This window comes from Acinetobacter wanghuae (assembly GCF_009557235.1).
In the GTDB taxonomy this organism is placed as follows: Bacteria; Pseudomonadota; Gammaproteobacteria; order Pseudomonadales; family Moraxellaceae; genus Acinetobacter; species Acinetobacter wanghuae.
Genome location: NZ_CP045650.1, coordinates 1,245,546 through 1,266,314 on the forward strand (window position 1 = coordinate 1,245,546; position 20,769 = coordinate 1,266,314).

The window sequence follows — 20,769 nt, forward strand, 5'->3', positions numbered from 1 at the left end:
ATAAAAAAGCACCTTCGGGTGCTTTTTTATTTTTAGGCTGAATTAGCTTTCAAGTTCTTCTTCAACGTCATCTTCTGTTGAATCCATACCCAATTCTTTTAGTTTACGAGTCAGTGTATTACGACCCCAACCCAAAAGTTCAGCAGCATGACGTTTACGTCCACGACTTTGTTGAAGGGCGGCATTAATCAAGGTGCGCTCAAATAATGGCGTTGCAATATCCAAGATTTTCATTTCGCCATTTTTAAGCTTTTGTAACGCCCATTGACCCAATAATTCATCCCATTGATGTAACGTAATTGGATTTAAATTGGCAATAGGTGTGCCTAAATCAAGTTCTTGAATTGGAATTTGTTTCAGTTCTGGTGGTAAATCTTCAGGATAAACTTCACGCCCCGTAATCATGACGGTGAGCCAACGACAGGTATTTTCAAGCTGACGCACATTACCTTGCCATGGCAATTTCTGCATATATTCTTGCGTTTCAGGACGTAGAATCTTCGGATTCACCCCAAGTTCTTTACCCGCACGTGCTAAGAAATGCTGTGCCAACATTGGAATATCTTCTGAACGATGTGCCAACTTTGGAATATGAATACGAATCACATTTAGACGGTGATACAAGTCTTCACGGAAACGACCATCATGTACTAGTTTTTCAAGGTCTTGATGGGTCGCGGCAACAATACGCACATTCACTTTCACTGGAATATGCCCGCCAACACGGTAAAACTCACCATCTGCCAAAACACGAAGTAAGCGTGTTTGTGTTTCAAATGGCATATCACCGATTTCATCTAAAAACAGTGTGCCGCCATTGGCTTGTTCAAAACGTCCTTGACGTTGACTATTCGCACCAGTGAATGCACCTTTTTCATGACCGAATAATTCAGTTTCAATCAGGTCTTTTGGAATCGCTGCCATGTTGAGCGCAATAAATGGCTTGCTGCTACGCGGTGAGTGGCGATGTAACGCATGTGCGACTAACTCTTTACCCGTACCTGATTCACCATTAATCAAAACCGTAATGTGCGATTGGGATAAACGACCAATCGCACGGAATACTTCCTGCATCGCAGGTGATTCACCGATAATCTCAGTCGACTGAATGGTTGGAGCTGTTTTCGCAGATTCCTGCTGCTGTAATTTAGTAATGTGCAAAATCGCACGATTCACTAATGCTAGCGCTTCATCAATATCAAATGGTTTTGGTAGATATTCGAATGCACCTGTTTGATAACTAGATACCGCAGATTCAAGATCTGAATGTGCTGTCATAATAATGACAGGCAGGTCGGGGTAATTATTTTTGACTTTGCCTAAAAAGGTCAAACCATCAATACCCGGCATGCGAATATCAGTGAGAATCACATCAGGAGCGTCAATACTGAGTTGATCAAGTGCTGATTGCGCTTCTTCAAAGCTGCTGACGTCAAAGCCTTCTTCTTTAAATGTTTTTTCTAGTACCCAACGCATGGCACGATCGTCATCAATGACCCATATTTTATTTCGCGACATGATTCGACTCCCAAGGTAAATATAAGCTAAAGACTGTTTTTTCTGGAACCGATTGGCAGGCAATCATTCCGTTATGTTGATGTATGATGTTTTGTGCAATGCTCAAACCCAGACCTGTTCCTTTGGCACGGCTTGTGACTAGTGGATAAAATACCGATTCAAGAATATCTTCAGGAACGCCCGGACCATTGTCTTCAATATCAATTCGAATGACAGAACGATGAATGACACCATTAATCGTAAATAAACGTTGAATACGGGTACGTAAAATTAGTTCAGGTTGATGGTAAACAAAGAATTCTTTGTTTTCAGTCATGGCTTGAACTGCATTGGCGCAAATATTCAACATCACTTGAATCAATTGATCACGATCTGCCAAGATTTCAGGCAATGACAAATCATAATCACGGGTAATTTTAATTTTCTTTTTAGTTTGATTGGCAATGAGTGAGCGGACGCGTTCAAGTGGCTCATGAATATTGACCAATTCATAACTCGGCAGTTGACGTGAACCGAGCATGCTATCTGCCAAGGTTCTTAGGCGGTCAACTTCACTAATAATAATATCGGTAAATTCTTTATATTCAGGATTGTCGAGACTACGTGCTAAAAGTTGTGTCGCACCGCGAATGCCGCCCAAGGGATTTTTAATTTCATGTGCGACGCCACGAATCAGTTGACGTGCGACTTGATGTTGTTGAATGAAATTCTCTTCACGAGAAATTTTCAACATACGATCAATCGGGTTGAGTTCGATCAACAATAAAGGATGATAAGGTCGACCAGCATTAAGTTGAGAAACCGTATAATCGACATGAATATCTTTAAAGTTTACATTGATGGTCGCTTCACGGCGTGTATAGGGTTGACCTGAGTTCAATGTGTTATTCAGTGCTTCTTCGGTCTTAAATTCATCGGTTGGAATATGTAAAATATTAAGAACGGGCGTGCCAGAAGCTCTTAACAGACTAATATCAAATAAAGTTTCACAAGCTGAATTTAGATAGAAAATATTCAAATTGCTATCGACGAGCAAAATTGCAGTAGTCAAATTGTCCACCAATAGGCGATAGTCAATCAGATTAGGCTGATCCATTAGCGGAGATTTTCCTGTATTAACATGGCGCAATGGCATCTTCATAGAGCAAAAAAATAAGTCTTAAGTTCTGATTTGATGCAAAACAAGCAAAATGTACGCCAACTTTTATAAATGCAAATTATTAATGTGATAAAAATGCGCTAAATATGCCGAAGCATCGCATTCCACCCAAGATATAACGGATTAAAACAGGGAAGTAAATTAAAAATGTCCTAAAAAGGTGCATTCAAGTTTATATTGAATATTTTGTAGCTTTATTTTGGTGCGTAAAGGAAAGAGTCGGCTTTTCAACTATTTTTATGACGCGAAAAGACATACAATACGCGCATTATAGTGGAGTGCAGATTCATGAAATCCCCCAAAGTCGGTTTTGTTTCTTTAGGTTGTCCTAAGGCGTTGGTAGATTCCGAACGAATTTTAACTCAGTTAAAGACTGAAGGTTATGATGTTGCATCAGATTATGATGGTGCAGATTTAGTTGTTGTAAATACCTGTGGTTTTATTGAATCTGCGGTACAAGAATCGTTAGATGCCATTGGTGAAGCCATGAGTGCCAACGGTCGCGTGATTGTGACAGGTTGCCTCGGTAAAGACGAAGCCAAAATTCGTGAAATGCATCCAAATGTCTTAAAAGTGACAGGTGCAGCGGCGTATCAAGAAGTAATGGAAGCAGTACATGAGTATGTGCCTGAGCCGCCAAAACATAATCCGTTTATCGATTTAGTACCTGAACAAGGTATTCGATTAACACCGAAGCATTATGCGTATTTAAAAATTTCAGAAGGCTGCAACCACCGTTGTACGTTCTGCATTATTCCAAGTATGCGTGGCGATTTAGTTTCTCGTCCTGTGGGTTCAGTGTTAACTGAAGCGCAAGCGTTGAAAAAAGCTGGCGTTAAAGAAGTGTTAGTCATCTCCCAAGATACTTCTGCCTATGGCGTAGACACCAAATACAAATTGGATTTTTGGAACGGTCAGCCGGTTAAAACTAAATTCTTTGACATGTGCGAAGCTTTAGGTCAACTCGGTATTTGGGTGCGTTTACATTATGTTTATCCTTATCCACACGTGGATGCGGTGATTGACTTAATGGCACAAGGCAAAATCTTGCCATATTTGGATATTCCATTCCAACATGCTAGCCCTAAAATTCTGAAACTGATGAAACGTCCTGCGCACAGTGAAAATACACTCGAGCGTTTAAAATTGTGGCGTGAAAAATGTCCCGAATTGGTGATTCGCTCAACATTTGTAGTGGGCTTCCCAGGCGAAACTGAAGAAGATTTCCAAATCTTGCTTGAATGGTTGAAAGAAGCGCAGCTTGATCGTGTCGGTTGCTTTACGTATTCACCTGTTGAAGGTGCAACTGCGAACGACTTGCCAGATCATGTGCCTGAAGACATTAAGCAACAACGTTATGAACGTTTTATGGAAGTTCAGCAAGCCATTTCAGCTGCGAAACTACAAAAACGTATTGGTCAAACCATGACGGTATTGGTTGATGACTTGGATGAAGAATTCCCAGTTGCAATTGCACGTTCATATGCGGATGCGCCTGAAATTGATGGAAATGTATTTGTTGAAGATATCGATAAATCACTTATCAAATCGGGTGATTTGCTTGAAGTCGAAATTACTGATGCAGACGAATACGATTTGTATGCAAAATTGATTTCAATCAAATCTGCTTAAGATTTAAGTCACGAATAATTTATATAAAACATTTGGAGTTTGATGATGATGGATTCTAAAAAGCCACGTTTTGGTCGCATCTTGTTGAAACTTTCAGGCGAAGCGCTTGCAGGCAACAAGGACATGGGGATTGATGCACAAGTGCTCGATCAAATGTCTTTGGCGATTGCGCACCTTGTTGGTTTAGGTGTGCAAGTGGGTATCGTGGTTGGTGGTGGTAATTTATACCGCGGTAGCCAACTGCAACAAGACGGTCTTGTTGGCCGTGTGACTGGCGACCAAATGGGTATGCTTGCAACAGTGATGAATGGTTTGGCATTACGTGATGCGTTGGTACGCCGTAATATTAAAACACGTCTATTGTCTGCACTTACCATTGGTACAGTGGTTGAACCGTACTCAAGCCGTGACTCAATTCGCCATTTAACACGTGGTGAAGTGTGCGTGTTTGTTGCAGGCACAGGTAATCCATTCTTCACAACAGATACAGCTGCATGTTTACGTGGTATCGAAATCGAAGCGGATTTGATTTTGAAAGCGACCAAAGTCGATGGCGTATACAACAAAGATCCAAGCAAATTTGAAGATGCAGTGAAATATGACACTTTAACGTTCGATCAAGTTCTTGATGAAAAGTTAGGTGTGATGGATTTAACTGCAATCTGCTTGTGCCGTGATCACAATGTACCGCTCCAAGTATTCGATATGAATAAATCAGGTGCGTTGTTATCGGTTGTGATGGGCGAAAAAGAGGGTACTCACGTTACGAATTAATGTACGTGAATCACAAAGCGCTTTATACTCAACCCTAATTCAGTATTTTATATTTTTAAATTTGGTAAGGAAGATCATATGATTAACGATCTTAAAAAAGACAGCGAAGACCGTATGAACAAAACTCTAGAATCTCTAGAGCATGGTTTTGCAAAAGTTCGTACAGGTCGTGCACATCCATCTATTTTAAATGGTGTGATGGTGTCTTACTATGGTTCAGATGTACCTTTGAACCAAGTTGCAAACGTCGGTGTTGAAGATTCTCGTACATTGCTTGTACAACCGTTTGAACGTTCAATGGTTGCTGCAATTGATAAAGCGATTCGTGAATCTGATTTGGGTCTAAACCCAATTTCTGCTGATGCGATCCGTGTTCCAATGGCGGCATTGACCGAAGAAACTCGTCGTGACATGCAAAAAGTGGCACGTAACGAAGCTGAAAATGCGAAAGTTGCCATCCGTAACATCCGTCGTGATGTATTGGGTGATATCAAAGCATTGTTAAAAGAGAAAGAAATTTCTGAAGATGAAGAACGTCGGGGTTCTGATGAAATTCAAAAAATCACAGACAAATTTGTTGCAGAAGTCGACAAACGCTTAGCGGCGAAAGAAGCTGAATTGATGAAGGTTTAATTCATCAATGACTGCAACTGAAGAATGTTCAAGTCTTCCGAAACATGTTGCCATCATTATGGATGGCAACAATCGTTTTGCTAAAAAAAAGCAAATGCAAAAAGGTGATGGACACCGTTCAGGTAAAAACGTCCTTGACCCGATTGTAGAACACTGTAGAAAAAAGAATATCCAAGCTTTAACTGTTTTTGCATTTTCAAGTGAAAACTGGAATCGACCGCAGTTTGAAGTCGCATTGCTCATGAAGTTGTTAGCAGACACAATTCGTGAACAATTGCCACGCATGGAAAAATTCAACATCGCATTACGTTTTATTGGAGATCGTTCGCGTTTATCTCCTGAATTACAAGCGTTAATGTTGTATGCTGAAGAAACGACCGCTGCTTTTGATAGCATGACGTTGACCATTGCTGTGAGCTATGGCGGAATGTGGGATATGGCACATGCTGCAAAGCAAATTGCCGCAGATGTTTTGAAGAATAAATTAAATCTTGAGGATGTGACCACTGATGTTTTTGGTCAATATATTAGTTTAGGTGATTTACCCGCTGTTGATTTGCTGATTCGTACTGGTGGTGATTTCCGCTTGTCGAATTTCTTGCTCTGGCAAGCAGCCTATGCAGAGCTGTACTTTACTGAAACGTTATGGCCAGAATTTACCGTTGAAGAATTGGATGATGCCTTTGCCGTTTTTGGTGGCAGAGAACGTCGTTTTGGTAAAACATCAGAGCAAATCCAGCAAGAGAAACTTGAGAATTAATACATGTTAGAGCGGATTATTACCGCATTGGTATTGGTCGCAGTCGTACTCAGTTGTATGTTCGCGACCCAATCTCATTATCCAATGTTTATATTGATGGTCGTTGCAGCTGGGGTGGCTGGTTACGAGTGGCTTAAACTCATGCCGCGTAAAAGTGAACAGGTTTTTAAACCATTCGCTTGGGGCTATGGGATTTTAACTTCACTCATTGCTGCATTAGCACTCTATTACGACGACGTGACTTTGTTGCTATGGTTCGCATCAATTCTGACATGGTTATTAAGTATCTTCTGGGTGAAAACCTATCCTGAATATGATGGCTGGTATAATAGTAGTCTGAATGTTATTGGTTTAATTCTGATCTCTGCTGCCGTCACTGCGATTTATTCGGTATGGCAGAGTTCGCCATGGTGGCTCATGTACCTGTTTTTATTGGTATGGGGTGCAGATAGTGGTGCATATTTTGTCGGACGCAAATTCGGGCGTAAAAAGTTAGCACCGAATGTCAGTCCAAATAAATCTCTTGAAGGTTTGTATGGTGGTGCCGTCACCTCAATGCTCATTGTCATTACAGTGGCATTACTTTATTTAGATATGTCTTTTGCAGAGCATATTCTCTTCTTGATTTTATCGGTTGTGACTGTGTTTAGTTCGGTCTTGGGTGATTTATTTGAATCCATGATTAAACGACGTGCAGGCATTAAGGATTCGGGTCGTATTCTGCCAGGTCATGGTGGTGTATTGGATCGAATCGATTCTTTGCTTGCTGCAGCTCCAATTTTTGCAGCAGGTATGTATGTTTTAAAACTTATTGGCGTAGATTTATAAATGTCACAAGCTGTTTGTATATTGGGTGCTACAGGATCAATTGGTCAAAGTACATTAAAGATCTTGGCGCAACATCCAGAACGTTACACAGTATTTGCTGTGACAGCGCAGAGCCGTATTGTTGAATTGGCTGAAATTTGTAAACAATACCATCCTAAAGTCGCTGTTGTTCCGGCTGCAAAAGTCGATCACTTAGCGAGTTTGCTGCTTGAGCTAGGTTTGGCAGATATTGAAATTCTGTCAGATCAAGCGGGCTTAATGGCTGTAGCTGAACATTCGGAAGTGGATGTGGTCATGGCAGCCATTGTCGGTGCCGCAGGTTTACTCCCGACGCTTGCAGCAGTGAAAGCAGGTAAACGCGTTTTACTTGCCAATAAAGAAGCGCTCGTGATGTCTGGTGAGATCATGATGCAAGCCGCACGTGATTATTCAGCACTTTTGTTGCCGGTCGATTCGGAACATAACGCGATTTTCCAATGTCTCCCGCAGCATTATTTTGATGCGGAACGCAATGGTCAGCCGAAACTTGGCGTATCGCAAATTTTGCTCACCGCATCTGGTGGTCCATTTTTAAATCACAGCCTTGAACAATTACAGAATGTGACACCTGCACAGGCGTGTAAGCATCCAAACTGGTCAATGGGACAAAAGATCTCAGTTGATTCAGCGACCTTGATGAATAAGGGCTTGGAGCTGATTGAGGCGTGTCATTTATTTGCAGTTGAAGAACAATTTGTTACAGTTGTTGTGCATCCTGAGAGTATTATCCACTCCATGGTTCAATATGTAGATGGTTCGACTTTGGCTCAAATGGGTAATCCTGATATGTGTACCCCGATTGCGCATGCTTTGGCATGGCCGGAGCGTATTCATACGCATGTACCTGCCTTAAATTTATTTGCAACCGCGCAATTGAATTTTCAAGAACCCGATACCCATCGTTTCCCTGCATTAAAGCTTGCTCGTCAGGCCATGAAAAATGGCGGTGTTTCACCTACCATTTTCAATGCAGCAAATGAAATTTCAGTCGCTGCTTTCTTGCAGCAACGCATTGGTTTTACTCAAATTCCACAAATTGTTGAACAATGCTTAAATGTGATGCAAAATCAAGCTGCCCATGATTTGGATGTCATTATTGCAACCGATCAACAGGCGCGCGTTCTCGCACAGCAATATGTGATGAAATTAGGAAGTTAAAGCATGAATGCCTTATTTATGATTGCCGCAGCCATTCTTTTGCTTGGACCTTTAATTGCCATACATGAGTTTGGTCATTATATTGTGGCACGTAAATTGGGCGTGAAAGTCTTGGTCTATTCCATTGGCTTTGGTCCAACACTTTTAAAGTGGACCTCTAAAAAGTCGGGTATTCAGTATCAATTGTCTGCGTTGCCACTGGGTGGCTACGTCAAAATGCTGGATGAGCGTGAAGGCAATGTCGCTGAAGAAGACTTACCTAAAGCGTTTAATCGTCAGCATCCGTGGAAACGTATTGCCATTGTTGCAGCGGGACCACTCATCAATTTGCTGTTAGCTGTGGTGTTGTTTTGGATTTTATTCTTACCCGCACAAGAGCAACTGAGCACCCGTATTGGTAAGATTTTGCCGAATACACCTGCTGCTGCAGTGCAAATGCAGCATGGTGATAAAATTGTGGCAGTCGATGGTACACAGGTCGAAAGTTGGGAAAAACTCAATTATGCACTTGTGAACCGTGTTGGTGAAACCGGTCAAATCACGATCCAAGCAGATCGTGCAGGTAAAACTGAAAATTTCCAACTGCCGATTCAGAATTTCTTAAATGATCAATCCCAGTCAGCGCTCGAAGTCTTAGGCTTCTTGCCGTATCGCCCCGATATTCCACCTGTTGTGTCTAAGCTTAGCGAAGATGGTGCAGCGATTCGTCAGGGCATGAAAGAAGGCGATAAAATTATTGCGATTGATGGTGTCGCAATGAAAGATTGGTTTGATGTGGTGCAAGTGGTACAAGCTTCACCTGAAAAATTACTCAAAATTGACGTGCTTCGTGGACAAGATAAAGTTCAGCTTGAAGTGATGCCCCAGGGCAAACGTGACAAAATGGGTAATACCATTGGGATGCTGGGTGTGCAAAGTGATCCGGGTAAAGTGGTCATTCCTGCAGAATATAAACAAACCATTCAATATACGCCAATCGAAGCCCTAGGTCAGGCATATGACAAGACCGTACAATTGTCTGCCATGATCTGTGGTTCTATCGTGAAAATGGTACGTGGTTTAATTGGCTTAGATAATTTATCGGGTCCGATTACCATTGCAAAAGTCGCGGGTCAAAGCGCGGAAATGGGATGGGAAACTTTTATTTCCTTTATGGCGCTAATGAGTGTAAGTTTAGGGATATTAAATTTACTACCAATTCCAATGCTTGATGGTGGACATTTAGTTTACTACTTCATTGAATTAATTCGTGGTAAACCTTTATCTGAACACATACAATTGGTGGGAATAAAAATTGGTATGGTATTGCTCGGTAGCATGATGCTATTGGCACTATTTAATGATTTTATGCGTTTATAACAACGTAGATGGACTAATTTAACAGCGGAAAAGACTGGCATGCAGCACAAACATTTATTTATGCCTTTGGCACTTATCAGTGCAATGGCAGTAACACAACAAGTATATGCAGCAGATGAATTTACAGTACAAGATATAAAATTTGATGGATTAGTTCGTTTAAGCCCAGAAAATGTCTACGGTCTCGTGCCGATTACGAGTGGCGATCGTGTCAATGATCTCGTCATTGCAAATGCGATTCGTAGCTTATATGCATCAGGCCTATTTGACGATATCAAAGCAAGTCAATTGGGTAATGATTTAGTCTTTAATGTTGTCGAACGTCCGATCATTTCTAAAATTGAGCTGAAAGGTAATAAGCTAATTCCCAAAGAAGCATTGGAAGATGGCTTGAAAAAAATGGGCTTGGCTGAAGGTGAAGTGCTGAAGAAATCGGCATTGCAAACCATTGAAACTGAGCTTGAACAGCAGTATATGCAGCAAGGTCGTTATGATGCTGATATTACGGTAAAAAAAATTGCAAAGCCGAATAACCGTGTTGAATTGGTCATCGACTTTGTAGAAGGTAAATCTGCCAAAGTCTTTGATATCAATATTATTGGTAATACTGTCTTTAAAGAATCAGACATCAAACAAGCTTTTGCGATTAAAGAAACAGCGTGGAATTCTGTGATTTCACGTAATGACCGCTATGCCCGTGAAAAAATGGCAGCGAGTCTTGAATCTTTACGTGCGATGTACCTGAATAAAGGTTACATCAATTTCAATATTACCAATTCAAGTTTGAACTTAAGTGAAGATAAGAAAAATGTCTTTATTGAAGTATCTGTTGATGAGGGCGAACAGTTTAAATTTGGTCAAACCAAATATTTAGGTGATGCGCTTTATGCGCCTGAAGAATTGAAAGTTTTACAAATTTATAAAGAAGGTGATCTGTATTCGCAAGAAAAAGTGAATGCAGTAAAACAACTGTTATTACGTAAATATGGTAATGCAGGTTATTACTTTGCTGAAGTCAATATTGTTCCTGAAATTGATCAAGATACAAAGCAAGTAGGTTTGAATTATTACGTCAATCCAGGTCAGCAAGTAACGGTGCGTCGTATTAATTTTACGGGTAACACCAAAACAGGCGATGAAGTATTACGTCGTGAAATGCGCCAAATGGAAAGTGCACTTGCGAGTAATGAGAAAATTGATTTATCGAAAGTACGTTTAGAGCGTACTGGTTTCTTTAAATCTGTTGATATTAAGCCCGCGCGTATTCCGGGTGCACCTGATCAAATTGATTTAAATGTTGCGGTTGAAGAGCAGCATTCAGGTACAAGTACACTGGCAGTTGGTTTCTCGCAAAGCGGTGGTGTGACCTTCCAAGCAGGTTTAAGCCAAACCAACTTCTTAGGTACGGGTAACAGTGTTGCGATTGATTTATCACGTTCGGAAACGCAAGATTATTACAACTTAAGTGTCACCGATCCGTACTTCACGATTGATGGTGTGCGTCGCGGTTACAATATGTATTACCGTAAAACCAAGCTAGATGACGACTACAACGTAAACAATTACGTGACCGACAGTTTCGGTGGTGGGATTAACTTTGGTTATCCAATTGACGAAAATCAAAGTATCAGTGCTGGCTTAAACATTGATCAGACTGATGTGACAACAGGTCAATATGTGTCTACTTATATTCGTGATTATTTACTTGCGAATGGTGGTAAAGACACTAAAAGGGGTGATGTTTGTGTCGGCCAATGGAAAAATATATATAAAGACCCTGACAACCCTAAACCTGATGAACTTATTAGAACAGAATGTGAGGGTGAGTTGCGTGAAGATGTGCCAAATGAATTTGAGGGTGGATTCTTAACCTATAATTTAAATTTGGGTTGGTCTTATAACACTTTAAACCGTCCAATGTTCCCAACATCAGGCATGTCACATCGTGTTAATGCTGAAGTTGCGCTACCTGGCAGTGATGTTGAATATCAAAAAGTCACATATGATGCACAAGCATACTTCCCATTGGGTAAAGACTTTGTACTGCGTGGCTATGGTAAGTTAGGCTATGGTAATGATTTGCCATTCTATAAAAACTTCTATGCCGGTGGTTTTGGTTCAGTCCGTGGTTATGATAACAGTACCTTAGGTCCGCGTTATCCAAGTGTGATTACCAATAATGCTGAAAACTACGACTATGATCCAGAAGAAGTCGGTGGTAATGCGTTAGTTCAATTTGGTGCTGAGTTGGTTCTACCAGTACCATTTAAAGGTGATTGGGCGCGTCAAGTGCGTCCAGTACTATTTGCTGAAGGCGCACAAGTGTTCGATACACAATGTGATGTTCCACAAGGTTCAATCGTTCAAAAGGATAAAACTTTGGTTGATGCTGGACAATACTGTAAAGATAACTTCGGTTTTGATGCAGGTAACATGCGTTACAGCGTCGGCGCAGGCTTTACATGGATTACGATGATTGGCCCATTGTCTCTGAGCTATGCTTACCCGCTAAATGATAAGCCGGGCGATGAAACGAAGAATATTCAATTTGAAATTGGTCGTACTTTCTAAAACGACAGTATTTGGTATAACAGCTCTGGTTTAGTAGGTTTACTGACCAGAGCTTCTTTTTTAAATGAGACTCATATGAAAAAACTAATGATTGCAGTGGGTATGGCAACAGCATGTATGGCTTCTGTTTCGAACGCAGCAGGTACAGGTGTCATTGATTTAGAACGTGTAGTAGAAAACAGTACTTATCTCAAAGCACAAAATGCTTCATTCCAACAAAAATTCCAACCACAAACCAATCGTATCGATGCATTAACCAAAGAGTTGGATGCATTGCAAAAACGTGCCCAAGCGAATGCAAAACTGAGCGATGCTGAAAAGCAAAAAATGAGCACAGAATATCAAACCAAGTTGCAACAATTGAATCAATTGCAACAAAGTGTACAAAGCGGTGCGCAAACTTCGATTCAGCAAGTACGTTCGGTATTTGATGCACGTGTGAAGAAAATTGCTGAAGAATTACGTATTGAAAACAAGTTAGATGTGGTTTTGAATAAAAATTCTGCACTTGCCTATGACGCTCGTTATGATTTAACTGATAAAATGATTCAAAAGGTTAACGCAATTAAATAATCAATGAATCATCAACAGCTTCAGTTAATTGACCTCGCTCGCCTGGTTCAGGGCGAGTGCGTGGGTCAGGCAGATTTGCGTTTAAAGGGCTTGGCAAGTCTTGAGCATGCGGACAGCACAGACTTGGCATTTGTAAATGCAGATAAGTATGTTGAGCAAGCAGCGAACAGTAAGGCTGGGGCTTTAATTGTCACGGCTGCTTTAAAAGAGCAATTGCCATCGCAGCATAATTTTATTGTGGTGGCGAATCCATATTTGGCTTTTGCCATTTTGACCCACGTTTTTGAGAAAAAGCAGCAGCAACGGGGGATTGAAATAACGGCTCAGATTCATCCATCCGCGATGATTGCAGATGATGCTTATATTGGTCACTATGTGGTCATTGGTGAAAATGCAGTTGTGGGTGCAAATACCGTTGTACAGCCGCATGTTCATATCGATCACAATGTTGAAATTGGTCAAGACTGTTTTATTGATGCGCATGTTACGATTACAGGCGAAACGAAGATTGCCAATCGAGTACGTATTCATGCCAATAGTGTGATTGGCAGTGAAGGCTTTGGCTTTGCACCTTATCAAGGAAAATGGCATCGTATTGCTCAACTTGGCTCGGTTCGCATTTGCGATGACGTGCGTATTGGCTCAAATTCAAGCGTCGATCGTGGTGCTTTGGATGATACGATTTTGGAACAAGGTGTCATTATTGATAACCTTGTGCAAATCGCACATAACGTTAAACTTGGTGCACATACTGCCATTGCGGCAAAGACTGCCATTGCGGGCAGTACCACCATTGGCAAAAACTGTATCATCGGTGGCGGTTCTGCAATCGCAGGGCACTTAAATATTGCCGATAACGTGACATTGACCGGAATGTCAATGGTGACAAATAATATTTCTGAAGCTGGAAAATATTCTTCTGGTACAGGATTGTTCGAAAATCAAAAGTGGAAGCGTACTGTGGTTCGCATGCGACAATTAGCAGATGTGCCATTGACCCAAGTCATCAAACGACTTGATCATATGCAGTCTCAAATTGAGTCCATTGAATCAACATTTAAGTTGCGTAAATAATTATGATGACAGAGTCGAATTTGCCTACATTCACTAAACCTGAATTGCCAATGAATATTCAACAAATTCGTGAATATTTACCTCATCGCTATCCATTTTTATTGGTTGACCGCGTGGTTGATATTACTGAAAATGGGATTGTTGGCTATAAAAATGTCTCAATTAATGAAGAGTTTCTACAAGGACATTTCCCGAATTATCCAATTATGCCGGGTGTGTTAATTGTGGAAGCGCTTGCACAGGTGGCAGGGATTTTAGGTTTTGTCATGAACAATGAGCGTCCGAATGATGGTTCATTGTTCTTGTTTGCTGGTGCAGAGCGGGTAAGATTTAAAAAACAAGTGGTTGCAGGCGACCAATTGGTATTAAAAGCAGAATTAGTGATGCAAAAGCGTGGCATTTACAAATATAATTGTATTGCCACAGTAGATGGCATAGTCGCAACAACCGCGGAAATTATGGTTTCGCATCAAAAAATCGAGCAGGCATGATCACAGACACCCTAATCCATTCCACTGCCATCATTGATGCATCGGCAGATATTGCTTCTGATGTACAAATTGGACCTTATTGTATTATTGGCCCAAATGTCACAATTGGTGCGGGTACAAAACTCCACTCACATGTTGTCGTAGGTGGTTATACGCGTATTGGAAAGAATAACGAAATTTTTCAATTCGCAAGTATTGGTGAAGTGTGCCAAGATTTAAAATATGCAGGTGAGGAAACATGGCTCGAAATTGGTGATCATAACCAAATTCGTGAACATTGTAGCTTGCATCGCGGTACAGTGCAGGATCAAGGTCTAACCAAAATTGGTAGTCATAATTTATTGATGGTCAATACCCATATTGCGCACGACTGTGTGGTGGGAGATCACAATATCTTTGCCAATAATGTCGGTGTAGCAGGTCATGTACATGTCGGTGATTATGTGGTTGTGGGTGGTAATTCAGGCATTCACCAATTCTGTAAGATCGATTCTTATAGCATGATTGGTGGTGCATCACTGATTCTTAAAGATGTCCCTGCTTATGTGATGGTATCGGGTAATCCTGCCCACGCGTTTGCAATGAATGTGGAAGGTATGCGTCGTAAAGGTTGGTCTAAGAATGTGATCCAAGGCTTACGTGATGCGTTTAAATTGATTTATAAGTCAGGTTTAACCACACAACAAGCGATTGAACAGATTCGTGCTGACATTTTGCCTGAAGTGGCAGAAGTAAAGCTTTTAATTGACTCTTTAGAGCAATCGAAACGCGGCATTGTGCGTTAAGCTTGTGATATAAAAAAAGACACCAAAGGTGTCTTTTTTTATGCCTAATTTTTATGCCTAAAATCTTATTGGAAGTATTTTGCTTCTTCAGATTGAGGATATTTTGCCAAGAGTTTGGTTTTGTACTGCGCGGCAATCGTCGCTTTATTTTCTACATCTTTAGCAATGTTATATAACTGATAAACGGAACGTGCGGCACGCGCAGAATCTGGATAACGGTCCGCCACAATTGCATAGTTTTTCTTGGCTTCTGTGAAGTTTGGCGGTTCAATCCCAAGATTAAACTCTGCTAACCAAAAATAGGCATTGCTGATATAAATGCTATTTGGGTTGTTTTTGATAAAGGTCTGCATTGGTGCAATGGCTTTTGCTGCACCACCTTTTTTATAAGCGTCCAATGCCACCGTATACGCCGCTTTTTCTTTCTCAGCGGCAGATAATGTAGGTGCAGCATCAGTTGAGCTATTTGGTGCTTTAGTCGTTTCTACATGCGATTTTTCTGTAATTGTCTTATCAGAAACCGTGGGCACTGCTTTAGGCGCTGGGTGCAGTATCCTGTTGGTTATCCTCCTCAGGTGTTGATTCTTCAGGCTCGATTTTTTGTTGTAATAACTCTAAACGCTGATCCAAATCGGCATAACGATTGGTGAGTTCATTCTTAAGAGATTGAATTTCGTTGTCTTGTTCTTCCATTTTTCCGCGCAGCACACGAATATCATTTTCAAGTTGTTGGTTTTTTTGTAGCAACTGCCAATTCAGATTGGTTTGAACTGGGGTGTCGTTGCCAGTCGAGATCGCCGGTAATGTACTGACAGGTGCTGGCGTTGATGCTTGGCTTAAACCGCGTGATTCAATCGGAACATTGGCGAATAAAGAGGGTGTAGTTAAGGCGAGGGCGATACACAAAACATGCTTTTTCAACATTGTCATGGATTCCATATGGTGTCTTGTTAACGTGCATACATGCCGTCAAACGCAAGATTTATTTATAAATGTATTGGACACATTAAAAACGTCATGCTGTGGAATTGCAACATCCTTTTACAAAGATAAGCTGAATTTTTAGGGGCTAAAATTAGAATTTTCTAGCTAAATGTGATGGATTGATTTTAAATTAATCAAACGGATAGCGAATTTGATAAATCTAAGCAACAGTTCTTGCAACTTCATTAAAAATCTCTATACTCTGTTCTTGCAATGGTAGCCCTACCGGTTACTTCGCAATTGCGGTTTACGAACCCCGCCAGGACCGGAAGGTAGCAACGGTAGTAGATTTGTGATGTGCCGAAGCTTTGCTGGTAGGGTTGCCACCATATTTATAACAAAAATCGTGTAACCTTCTCTGACTAGTCAATCATTGTATTTCTCAAATTCAAATCTTCTGTTTCAAGTCTATATTTTTTGCTTTAAAAGCTCTGCTCTGATTTAAATTTTATCCCACAAGACTTTAATCCCTTTTGAAATAATGGTTTTCTGTATAATTCAACTTGCTTGATCTTACAACAAAAACAGATTTATACTGCATTCAGTGCTCAATATTTGGGTGCTCTAAACTTATATTTAAATTATAAAATTGATAACAATGAATCAAGTATCTTTAATTTATGCAGGGCAAGTTTTAAAATATTCCGTGCTTCGGAAGTTATTTTATTCCATTATTTTGGTTTTTTGTATCATTGGGAACTTATTGGTTTTATTGCCATATGGAATGGTCAAATTAACGCAATATGGTTTTTCTGAATTCTCTTGGGTTCTGTTGATCTGTATTTTAGGATTAATTGAAATACACCTTATACCGTATTTGAGAAATCCCATACAGAATCTCATCATAGAGCAAGTGGGGCGAAGTATTATTTATATTTGAATGGTATTCAGAATGGTGATTATCAGGTAAAACGAGTGCGTTGGTAGACTTATGAAAATAGCAAGATTGGCGATACTCATCTTGTGAAAGTAAGAGCTGGAAACTTAGGCATTCGATGGACTAAAGATGATTAATCTTCATTATTCGGTTTACGCGTAATGGCTTTAATCATTGTATCCATTTCAAAACCACGGTACATCAAGAAACGAATTTGCTTGGCTTTGATTTTGTGATCTTTGCTGACTTCAACTGCATATTTTTTAACTTTCAGTTCATAGGCTTGTTGTGCCCAATCAGTTTCTTTCAGTTCTTCCGCAATTAAAGCGCTATCAATTTTTTTGCTTTTGAGCTTTATTTTAATTTGATTCGGGCCTTTACGCTTTTGGCTTGAGAGCATGTTCTCTTTATTTAAATCTCATTCTTCATTGAATCTCCATTCATATCCTAACTTTACTTTATCAATGGCTTATTGTGATTAAGCTTGTTATTCTGTGTCTAAATAAAACTATTTCTAATAAAAATGCATTTAAAATATAAAGTTTATGCTGGTCGTATATTGACCTATACACCTCAACTTAAAGAAACACGATTACTGCTTTTGTGCGGCTTTGCTGTGTTTGTTTTTCCATTGTTGATTTACTTTAATCTTTCGCTGTGGAATGCAGCACAGCCTCTTTGGATGATTATTATCTCGATTACGGGGTCTGGTTTAATTGCTTTATTGTGTTTTGCTTTCCTCATTGAAACATGTAACTCAAAAATCGTCATTCATACTGATTCTTTGACGCAGCATTGTTGGTTTAAAACAAAAACAATTTATTATCGTGATATTCAAGGTTATCGTCTTGATCAAACACTCTCCATATATGGACAAGGTGGTCAGGTGATTTCAATACCACCACTTTTCTCACATCATTCAGAGATGTGTCAGATGATGAAAGTAAACTTTAAAAATTTAGCTGAAAATAATAGATCTGCTTATGATGAAGCTTTTTTTGCTCAAGTGGGGGAATTGTCTGCATCTGAAAAGCAGCAGTATATTGATAAAGCCAACAGACTTAATCAATGGATTGGCACTGTATGGTTTGTGCTTTTTATTTTAAGTTTTTTTCAGGTGTCTGAATATTTCGAACTTGCATTTTATTTAGGGGTATTTTTTTATTTCTACTTAAGTTATTCCGAACGGAGTTTGCTACGTATTCACTTTGTACCGACGGCATTACCCAATGCGCTGCATGCCATTTGGATACTCATGACGGTTTCGGGCTTACTTATGCTTTATGAAGTAATTGATCATCAAGACTTTGCGCGCTATCTCATATTCAGTATTGCATGTAGTGTTGTTTTATTTATTTTATTGTTCATCACTGCAAATTTATTTGATCAAAACGCAGGGATTGGTCATGTGTTTGGCATATTATTCGTCATATTTATCCTTATGTTTATTTATTCGATGAGTTTTGTGAGTTTCTTAAATCGTATGGGGAAACAAGAGGTTTTATATACTCAAACCTATACAGTCATTGATAAAGATTATTCGTCTGGTATTCGTGGGGCACCATTACGTTATTCTTTTGTTTTAAAGTCTTCATCAGGTACAGTGCTTTACAATATCGGTGTACTGTCATCACATTATGATTCAAAACAAATTGGTGATGAATACCAAATTAAGACCTATAAAGGCAATTTAGGCATTGCTTGGACGCAAACCAATGGCTATTCCGAGGGCGATTAATCCTCATTCGGTTTGCGGTTAATTGCTTTGATAATCGCATCCATTTCAAAGCCACGGTACATCAAAAACCGAATTTGTTTGGCTTTGAGTTTGGGTTCTTTTGCTACATCTACGCCATATTTTTTGACTTTCAGTTCATAGGCTTGTTGTGCCCAATCGGTTTCTTTGAGTTCATCTGCAATTAATGCGGTATCGACTTTTTTATTTTTGAGTTTCATTTTGATTTGATTCGGACCTTTGCCCTTGCGTTTTTGGCTCGACAACATCATTTCAGCAACGCGTTGGTCACTTTGATAGTTCTCGCGTGATAACTCATCGACTAATGTGATGACTTCATCGCGGTCATCTGCATATAACGCAAGCTTCTCAATCAGTTCAGCTTTGGCATATTCTTTACGGGTAAGGACTGCAAAGGCATAGGAACGTAAACGCGTGCCTGTTAGCCCTGGTCGTTTCTTTTCTTCTTTGTTGTCGCTAAACAAGCGCTCTTCAGGATCAAATTCAGCTTTGACAGGTGTGCTAAAAGCAGAGGTCTTGGTTTGTGGGTCATCCTCTCCAAATTGCTGTTTTAAAGCCTCGTAATCGAGCAATTTAGGGAATTTTGCTTCGGACATAATGATCTCTACAGAAATGACCTTGCCATCATAACAAAACGCCCCGTAGGGCGCTCTGAAAGGACGTTTAAAGATTATGCATCTAAAAGGTCGATGTCTTCATCTTTTTCTTCAACCACTTTGACAGGTGTCAGAAGCTGTTCGCGAATGAGTTTTTCAATGGTTTGCGCCATTTCTTTATGTTCTTCAAGATAACGAATCGTATTGTTCTTACCTTGACCAATTTTATCGCCTTGATAAGAATACCAAGCACCCGCTTTTTGAACAATTTCTTGGCTGACAGCGAGGTCAATCAATTCGCCTAAATGGTTCACGCCTTTACCGTAAAGGATTTGGAATAACGCTTCTTTAAATGGAGGCGCCATTTTGTTCTTCACCACTTTTACGCGGGTTTCTGAACCGACAATTTCATCGCCTTCTTTGACTTGACCAATACGACGAATGTCAAGACGAACAGAGGCATAGAATTTAAGCGCGTTACCGCCTGTTGTGGTTTCAGGGCTACCAAACATCACACCAATTTTCATACGAATTTGGTTAATGAAGATGACCATACAGTTTGAACGCTTGGCATTACCCGTAATTTTACGGAGTGCTTGGCTCATCAAACGTGCTTGTAGCCCCATGTGCGAGTCACCCATTTCGCCTTCAATCTCAGCGCGAGGGGTCAAAGCTGCCACGGAATCGACTACGATCATGTCAATGGCACCAGAGCGTACCAACATATCTGCGATTTCAAGCGCTTGCTCACCGTGATCGGGTTGCGATACAAGTAAGTTGTCGATATCTACACCAAGTTTACGCGCATATTGCGGATCAAGTGCGTGTTCGGCATCGATGAAGGCACATGTACCACCGGCTTTTTGACATTCGGCAATCGCTTGCAATGTCATTGTGGTTTTACCTGAAGATTCAGGACCGTAGATTTCTACGATACGACCTTTGGGTAAACCACCAATACCGAGTGCGATATCTAGTGTGATTGAACCAGTAGAAACAGCTTCAACTGCTTGAACGGTATTATCACCAAGACGCATTACTGAATTTTTACCAAACTGTTTTTCAATTTGGCTTAAGGCAGCGTTGAGCGCCTTGCTTTTATTATCATCCATCTTACAACCTCAATACGATGTCACAAAATTAGTACTCAAGTGGATGTCTTAAATTAGAACGTGTTCCACCCGAGTATAGTGACAGAATTA

General features: G+C 40.3%; 17 protein-coding genes, 1 other RNA gene and 2 pseudogenes. 14 read left to right on the forward strand and 6 right to left on the reverse strand.

Annotated elements, in window-relative coordinates; translation table 11 throughout:
- Window positions 1-42 precede the first annotated feature (42 nt).
- Both glnG and glnL read right to left on the reverse strand, forming a co-directional pair.
- A complete protein-coding gene (gene glnG / locus GFH30_RS05720; RefSeq protein WP_153371312.1) occupies window positions 43-1,518 on the reverse strand; it encodes a nitrogen regulation protein NR(I) in 1,476 nt (491 codons plus the stop codon).
- Window positions 1,505-2,614, reverse strand: a complete 1,110-nt coding sequence (gene glnL / locus GFH30_RS05725) for a nitrogen regulation protein NR(II) (RefSeq protein ID WP_153371313.1) — start codon at window positions 2,612-2,614, stop codon at window positions 1,505-1,507. The genes glnG and glnL overlap by 14 nt, the downstream gene beginning before the upstream one ends.
- Window positions 2,615-2,965: 351 nt before the next feature.
- Here glnL and rimO point away from each other — a divergent pair, with 351 nt between their 5' ends.
- From rimO to lpxA, 12 genes are all read left to right on the forward strand, one after another.
- The gene (gene rimO / locus GFH30_RS05730; protein WP_153371314.1) at window positions 2,966-4,309 is read left to right on the forward strand and encodes a 30S ribosomal protein S12 methylthiotransferase RimO; all 1,344 of its coding nucleotides are present in this window, start codon (window positions 2,966-2,968) and stop codon (window positions 4,307-4,309) included.
- 45 nt (window positions 4,310-4,354) lie between these two features.
- Window positions 4,355-5,083 carry a UMP kinase gene (gene pyrH, locus GFH30_RS05735; RefSeq protein WP_153371315.1) on the forward strand — a complete coding sequence of 243 codons (729 nt, stop codon included), beginning with the start codon at window positions 4,355-4,357 and terminating at the stop codon, window positions 5,081-5,083.
- A 78-nt stretch (window positions 5,084-5,161) separates the two neighbouring features.
- Entirely contained in the window at window positions 5,162-5,716 is a 555-nt protein-coding gene (gene frr / locus GFH30_RS05740) for a ribosome recycling factor (RefSeq protein WP_153371316.1), read from the forward strand.
- Between the two features lie 7 nt (window positions 5,717-5,723).
- Window positions 5,724-6,476 (forward strand): polyprenyl diphosphate synthase, encoded by a 753-nt coding sequence (uppS, locus tag GFH30_RS05745; protein ID WP_153371317.1) that lies wholly within the window; start codon window positions 5,724-5,726, stop codon window positions 6,474-6,476.
- Between the two features lie 3 nt (window positions 6,477-6,479).
- A complete protein-coding gene (locus GFH30_RS05750) occupies window positions 6,480-7,304 on the forward strand; it encodes a phosphatidate cytidylyltransferase (protein WP_153371318.1) in 825 nt (274 codons plus the stop codon).
- Entirely contained in the window at window positions 7,305-8,501 is a 1,197-nt protein-coding gene (gene ispC / locus GFH30_RS05755; protein ID WP_153371319.1) for a 1-deoxy-D-xylulose-5-phosphate reductoisomerase, read from the forward strand. It abuts the gene before it with no gap.
- Window positions 8,502-8,504: 3 nt separating this feature from the next.
- A complete protein-coding gene (gene rseP, locus GFH30_RS05760) occupies window positions 8,505-9,860 on the forward strand; it encodes an RIP metalloprotease RseP (protein WP_153371320.1) in 1,356 nt (451 codons plus the stop codon).
- Window positions 9,861-9,944: 84 nt separating this feature from the next.
- Window positions 9,945-12,431: an outer membrane protein assembly factor BamA gene (gene bamA, locus GFH30_RS05765; RefSeq protein WP_406565748.1), complete on the forward strand. Its 2,487-nt coding sequence runs from the start codon at window positions 9,945-9,947 to the stop codon at window positions 12,429-12,431.
- Between the two features lie 75 nt (window positions 12,432-12,506).
- Window positions 12,507-13,004 carry an OmpH family outer membrane protein gene (locus tag GFH30_RS05770; RefSeq protein WP_153371322.1) on the forward strand — a complete coding sequence of 166 codons (498 nt, stop codon included), beginning with the start codon at window positions 12,507-12,509 and terminating at the stop codon, window positions 13,002-13,004.
- A 3-nt stretch (window positions 13,005-13,007) separates the two neighbouring features.
- Window positions 13,008-14,078, forward strand: coding sequence for a UDP-3-O-(3-hydroxymyristoyl)glucosamine N-acyltransferase (gene lpxD, locus GFH30_RS05775; protein WP_153371323.1), 1,071 nt, complete (start codon window positions 13,008-13,010; stop codon window positions 14,076-14,078).
- A 5-nt stretch (window positions 14,079-14,083) separates the two neighbouring features.
- Window positions 14,084-14,569, forward strand: a complete 486-nt coding sequence (fabZ, locus tag GFH30_RS05780) for a 3-hydroxyacyl-ACP dehydratase FabZ (protein WP_171501001.1) — start codon at window positions 14,084-14,086, stop codon at window positions 14,567-14,569.
- A complete protein-coding gene (gene lpxA, locus GFH30_RS05785) occupies window positions 14,566-15,354 on the forward strand; it encodes an acyl-ACP--UDP-N-acetylglucosamine O-acyltransferase (RefSeq protein WP_153371325.1) in 789 nt (262 codons plus the stop codon). Before fabZ ends, lpxA begins: the two co-directional genes overlap by 4 nt.
- Before the next feature lie 65 nt (window positions 15,355-15,419).
- Here the strand turns inward: lpxA and GFH30_RS05790 are convergent.
- Window positions 15,420-16,284 (reverse strand): annotated as a pseudogene (locus tag GFH30_RS05790) (YbgF trimerization domain-containing protein).
- A 277-nt stretch (window positions 16,285-16,561) separates the two neighbouring features.
- Here GFH30_RS05790 and ffs point away from each other — a divergent pair.
- Window positions 16,562-16,658: signal recognition particle sRNA small type (gene ffs, locus GFH30_RS05795), an RNA gene on the forward strand.
- Window positions 16,659-17,348: 690 nt separating this feature from the next.
- Here the strand turns inward: ffs and GFH30_RS05800 are convergent.
- Window positions 17,349-17,621: pseudogene (locus GFH30_RS05800) on the reverse strand (regulatory protein RecX); the annotation flags it as partial.
- A gap of 210 nt (window positions 17,622-17,831) precedes the next feature.
- Here GFH30_RS05800 and GFH30_RS05805 point away from each other — a divergent pair.
- Window positions 17,832-18,953 carry a hypothetical protein gene (locus GFH30_RS05805; protein WP_153371326.1) on the forward strand — a complete coding sequence of 374 codons (1,122 nt, stop codon included), beginning with the start codon at window positions 17,832-17,834 and terminating at the stop codon, window positions 18,951-18,953.
- Here the strand turns inward: GFH30_RS05805 and GFH30_RS05810 are convergent.
- Both GFH30_RS05810 and recA read right to left on the reverse strand, forming a co-directional pair.
- On the reverse strand, window positions 18,950-19,567 hold the full coding sequence (locus GFH30_RS05810) for a regulatory protein RecX (RefSeq protein WP_153371327.1): 618 nt from the start codon (window positions 19,565-19,567) through the stop codon (window positions 18,950-18,952). The two genes, GFH30_RS05805 and GFH30_RS05810, sit on opposite strands and share 4 nt — an antisense overlap.
- A 74-nt stretch (window positions 19,568-19,641) precedes the next feature.
- Window positions 19,642-20,679, reverse strand: a complete 1,038-nt coding sequence (gene recA, locus GFH30_RS05815) for a recombinase RecA (RefSeq protein ID WP_153371328.1) — start codon at window positions 20,677-20,679, stop codon at window positions 19,642-19,644.
- Window positions 20,680-20,769 lie beyond the last annotated feature (90 nt).

Bases quoted from the DNA above. Each gene is read 5' to 3' on its own strand.
- bamA (WP_406565748.1), top strand. From the start codon at position 9,945: ATGGCAGTAACACAACAAGTATATGCAGCAGATGAATTTACAGTACAA.
- pyrH (WP_153371315.1), top strand. From the start codon at position 4,355: ATGATGGATTCTAAAAAGCCACGTTTTGGTCGCATCTTGTTGAAACTT.
- lpxD (WP_153371323.1), top strand. From the start codon at position 13,008: ATGAATCATCAACAGCTTCAGTTAATTGACCTCGCTCGCCTGGTTCAG.
- GFH30_RS05770 (WP_153371322.1), top strand. From the start codon at position 12,507: ATGAAAAAACTAATGATTGCAGTGGGTATGGCAACAGCATGTATGGCT.
- fabZ (WP_171501001.1), top strand. From the start codon at position 14,084: ATGACAGAGTCGAATTTGCCTACATTCACTAAACCTGAATTGCCAATG.
- glnL (WP_153371313.1), bottom strand. From the start codon at position 2,614: ATGGATCAGCCTAATCTGATTGACTATCGCCTATTGGTGGACAATTTG.
- GFH30_RS05750 (WP_153371318.1), top strand. From the start codon at position 6,480: ATGTTAGAGCGGATTATTACCGCATTGGTATTGGTCGCAGTCGTACTC.
- uppS (WP_153371317.1), top strand. From the start codon at position 5,724: ATGACTGCAACTGAAGAATGTTCAAGTCTTCCGAAACATGTTGCCATC.
- frr (WP_153371316.1), top strand. From the start codon at position 5,162: ATGATTAACGATCTTAAAAAAGACAGCGAAGACCGTATGAACAAAACT.
- recA (WP_153371328.1), bottom strand. From the start codon at position 20,679: ATGGATGATAATAAAAGCAAGGCGCTCAACGCTGCCTTAAGCCAAATT.
- glnG (WP_153371312.1), bottom strand. From the start codon at position 1,518: ATGTCGCGAAATAAAATATGGGTCATTGATGACGATCGTGCCATGCGT.
- lpxA (WP_153371325.1), top strand. From the start codon at position 14,566: ATGATCACAGACACCCTAATCCATTCCACTGCCATCATTGATGCATCG.
- rimO (WP_153371314.1), top strand. From the start codon at position 2,966: ATGAAATCCCCCAAAGTCGGTTTTGTTTCTTTAGGTTGTCCTAAGGCG.
- GFH30_RS05810 (WP_153371327.1), bottom strand. From the start codon at position 19,567: ATGTCCGAAGCAAAATTCCCTAAATTGCTCGATTACGAGGCTTTAAAA.
- ispC (WP_153371319.1), top strand. From the start codon at position 7,305: ATGTCACAAGCTGTTTGTATATTGGGTGCTACAGGATCAATTGGTCAA.
- rseP (WP_153371320.1), top strand. From the start codon at position 8,505: ATGAATGCCTTATTTATGATTGCCGCAGCCATTCTTTTGCTTGGACCT.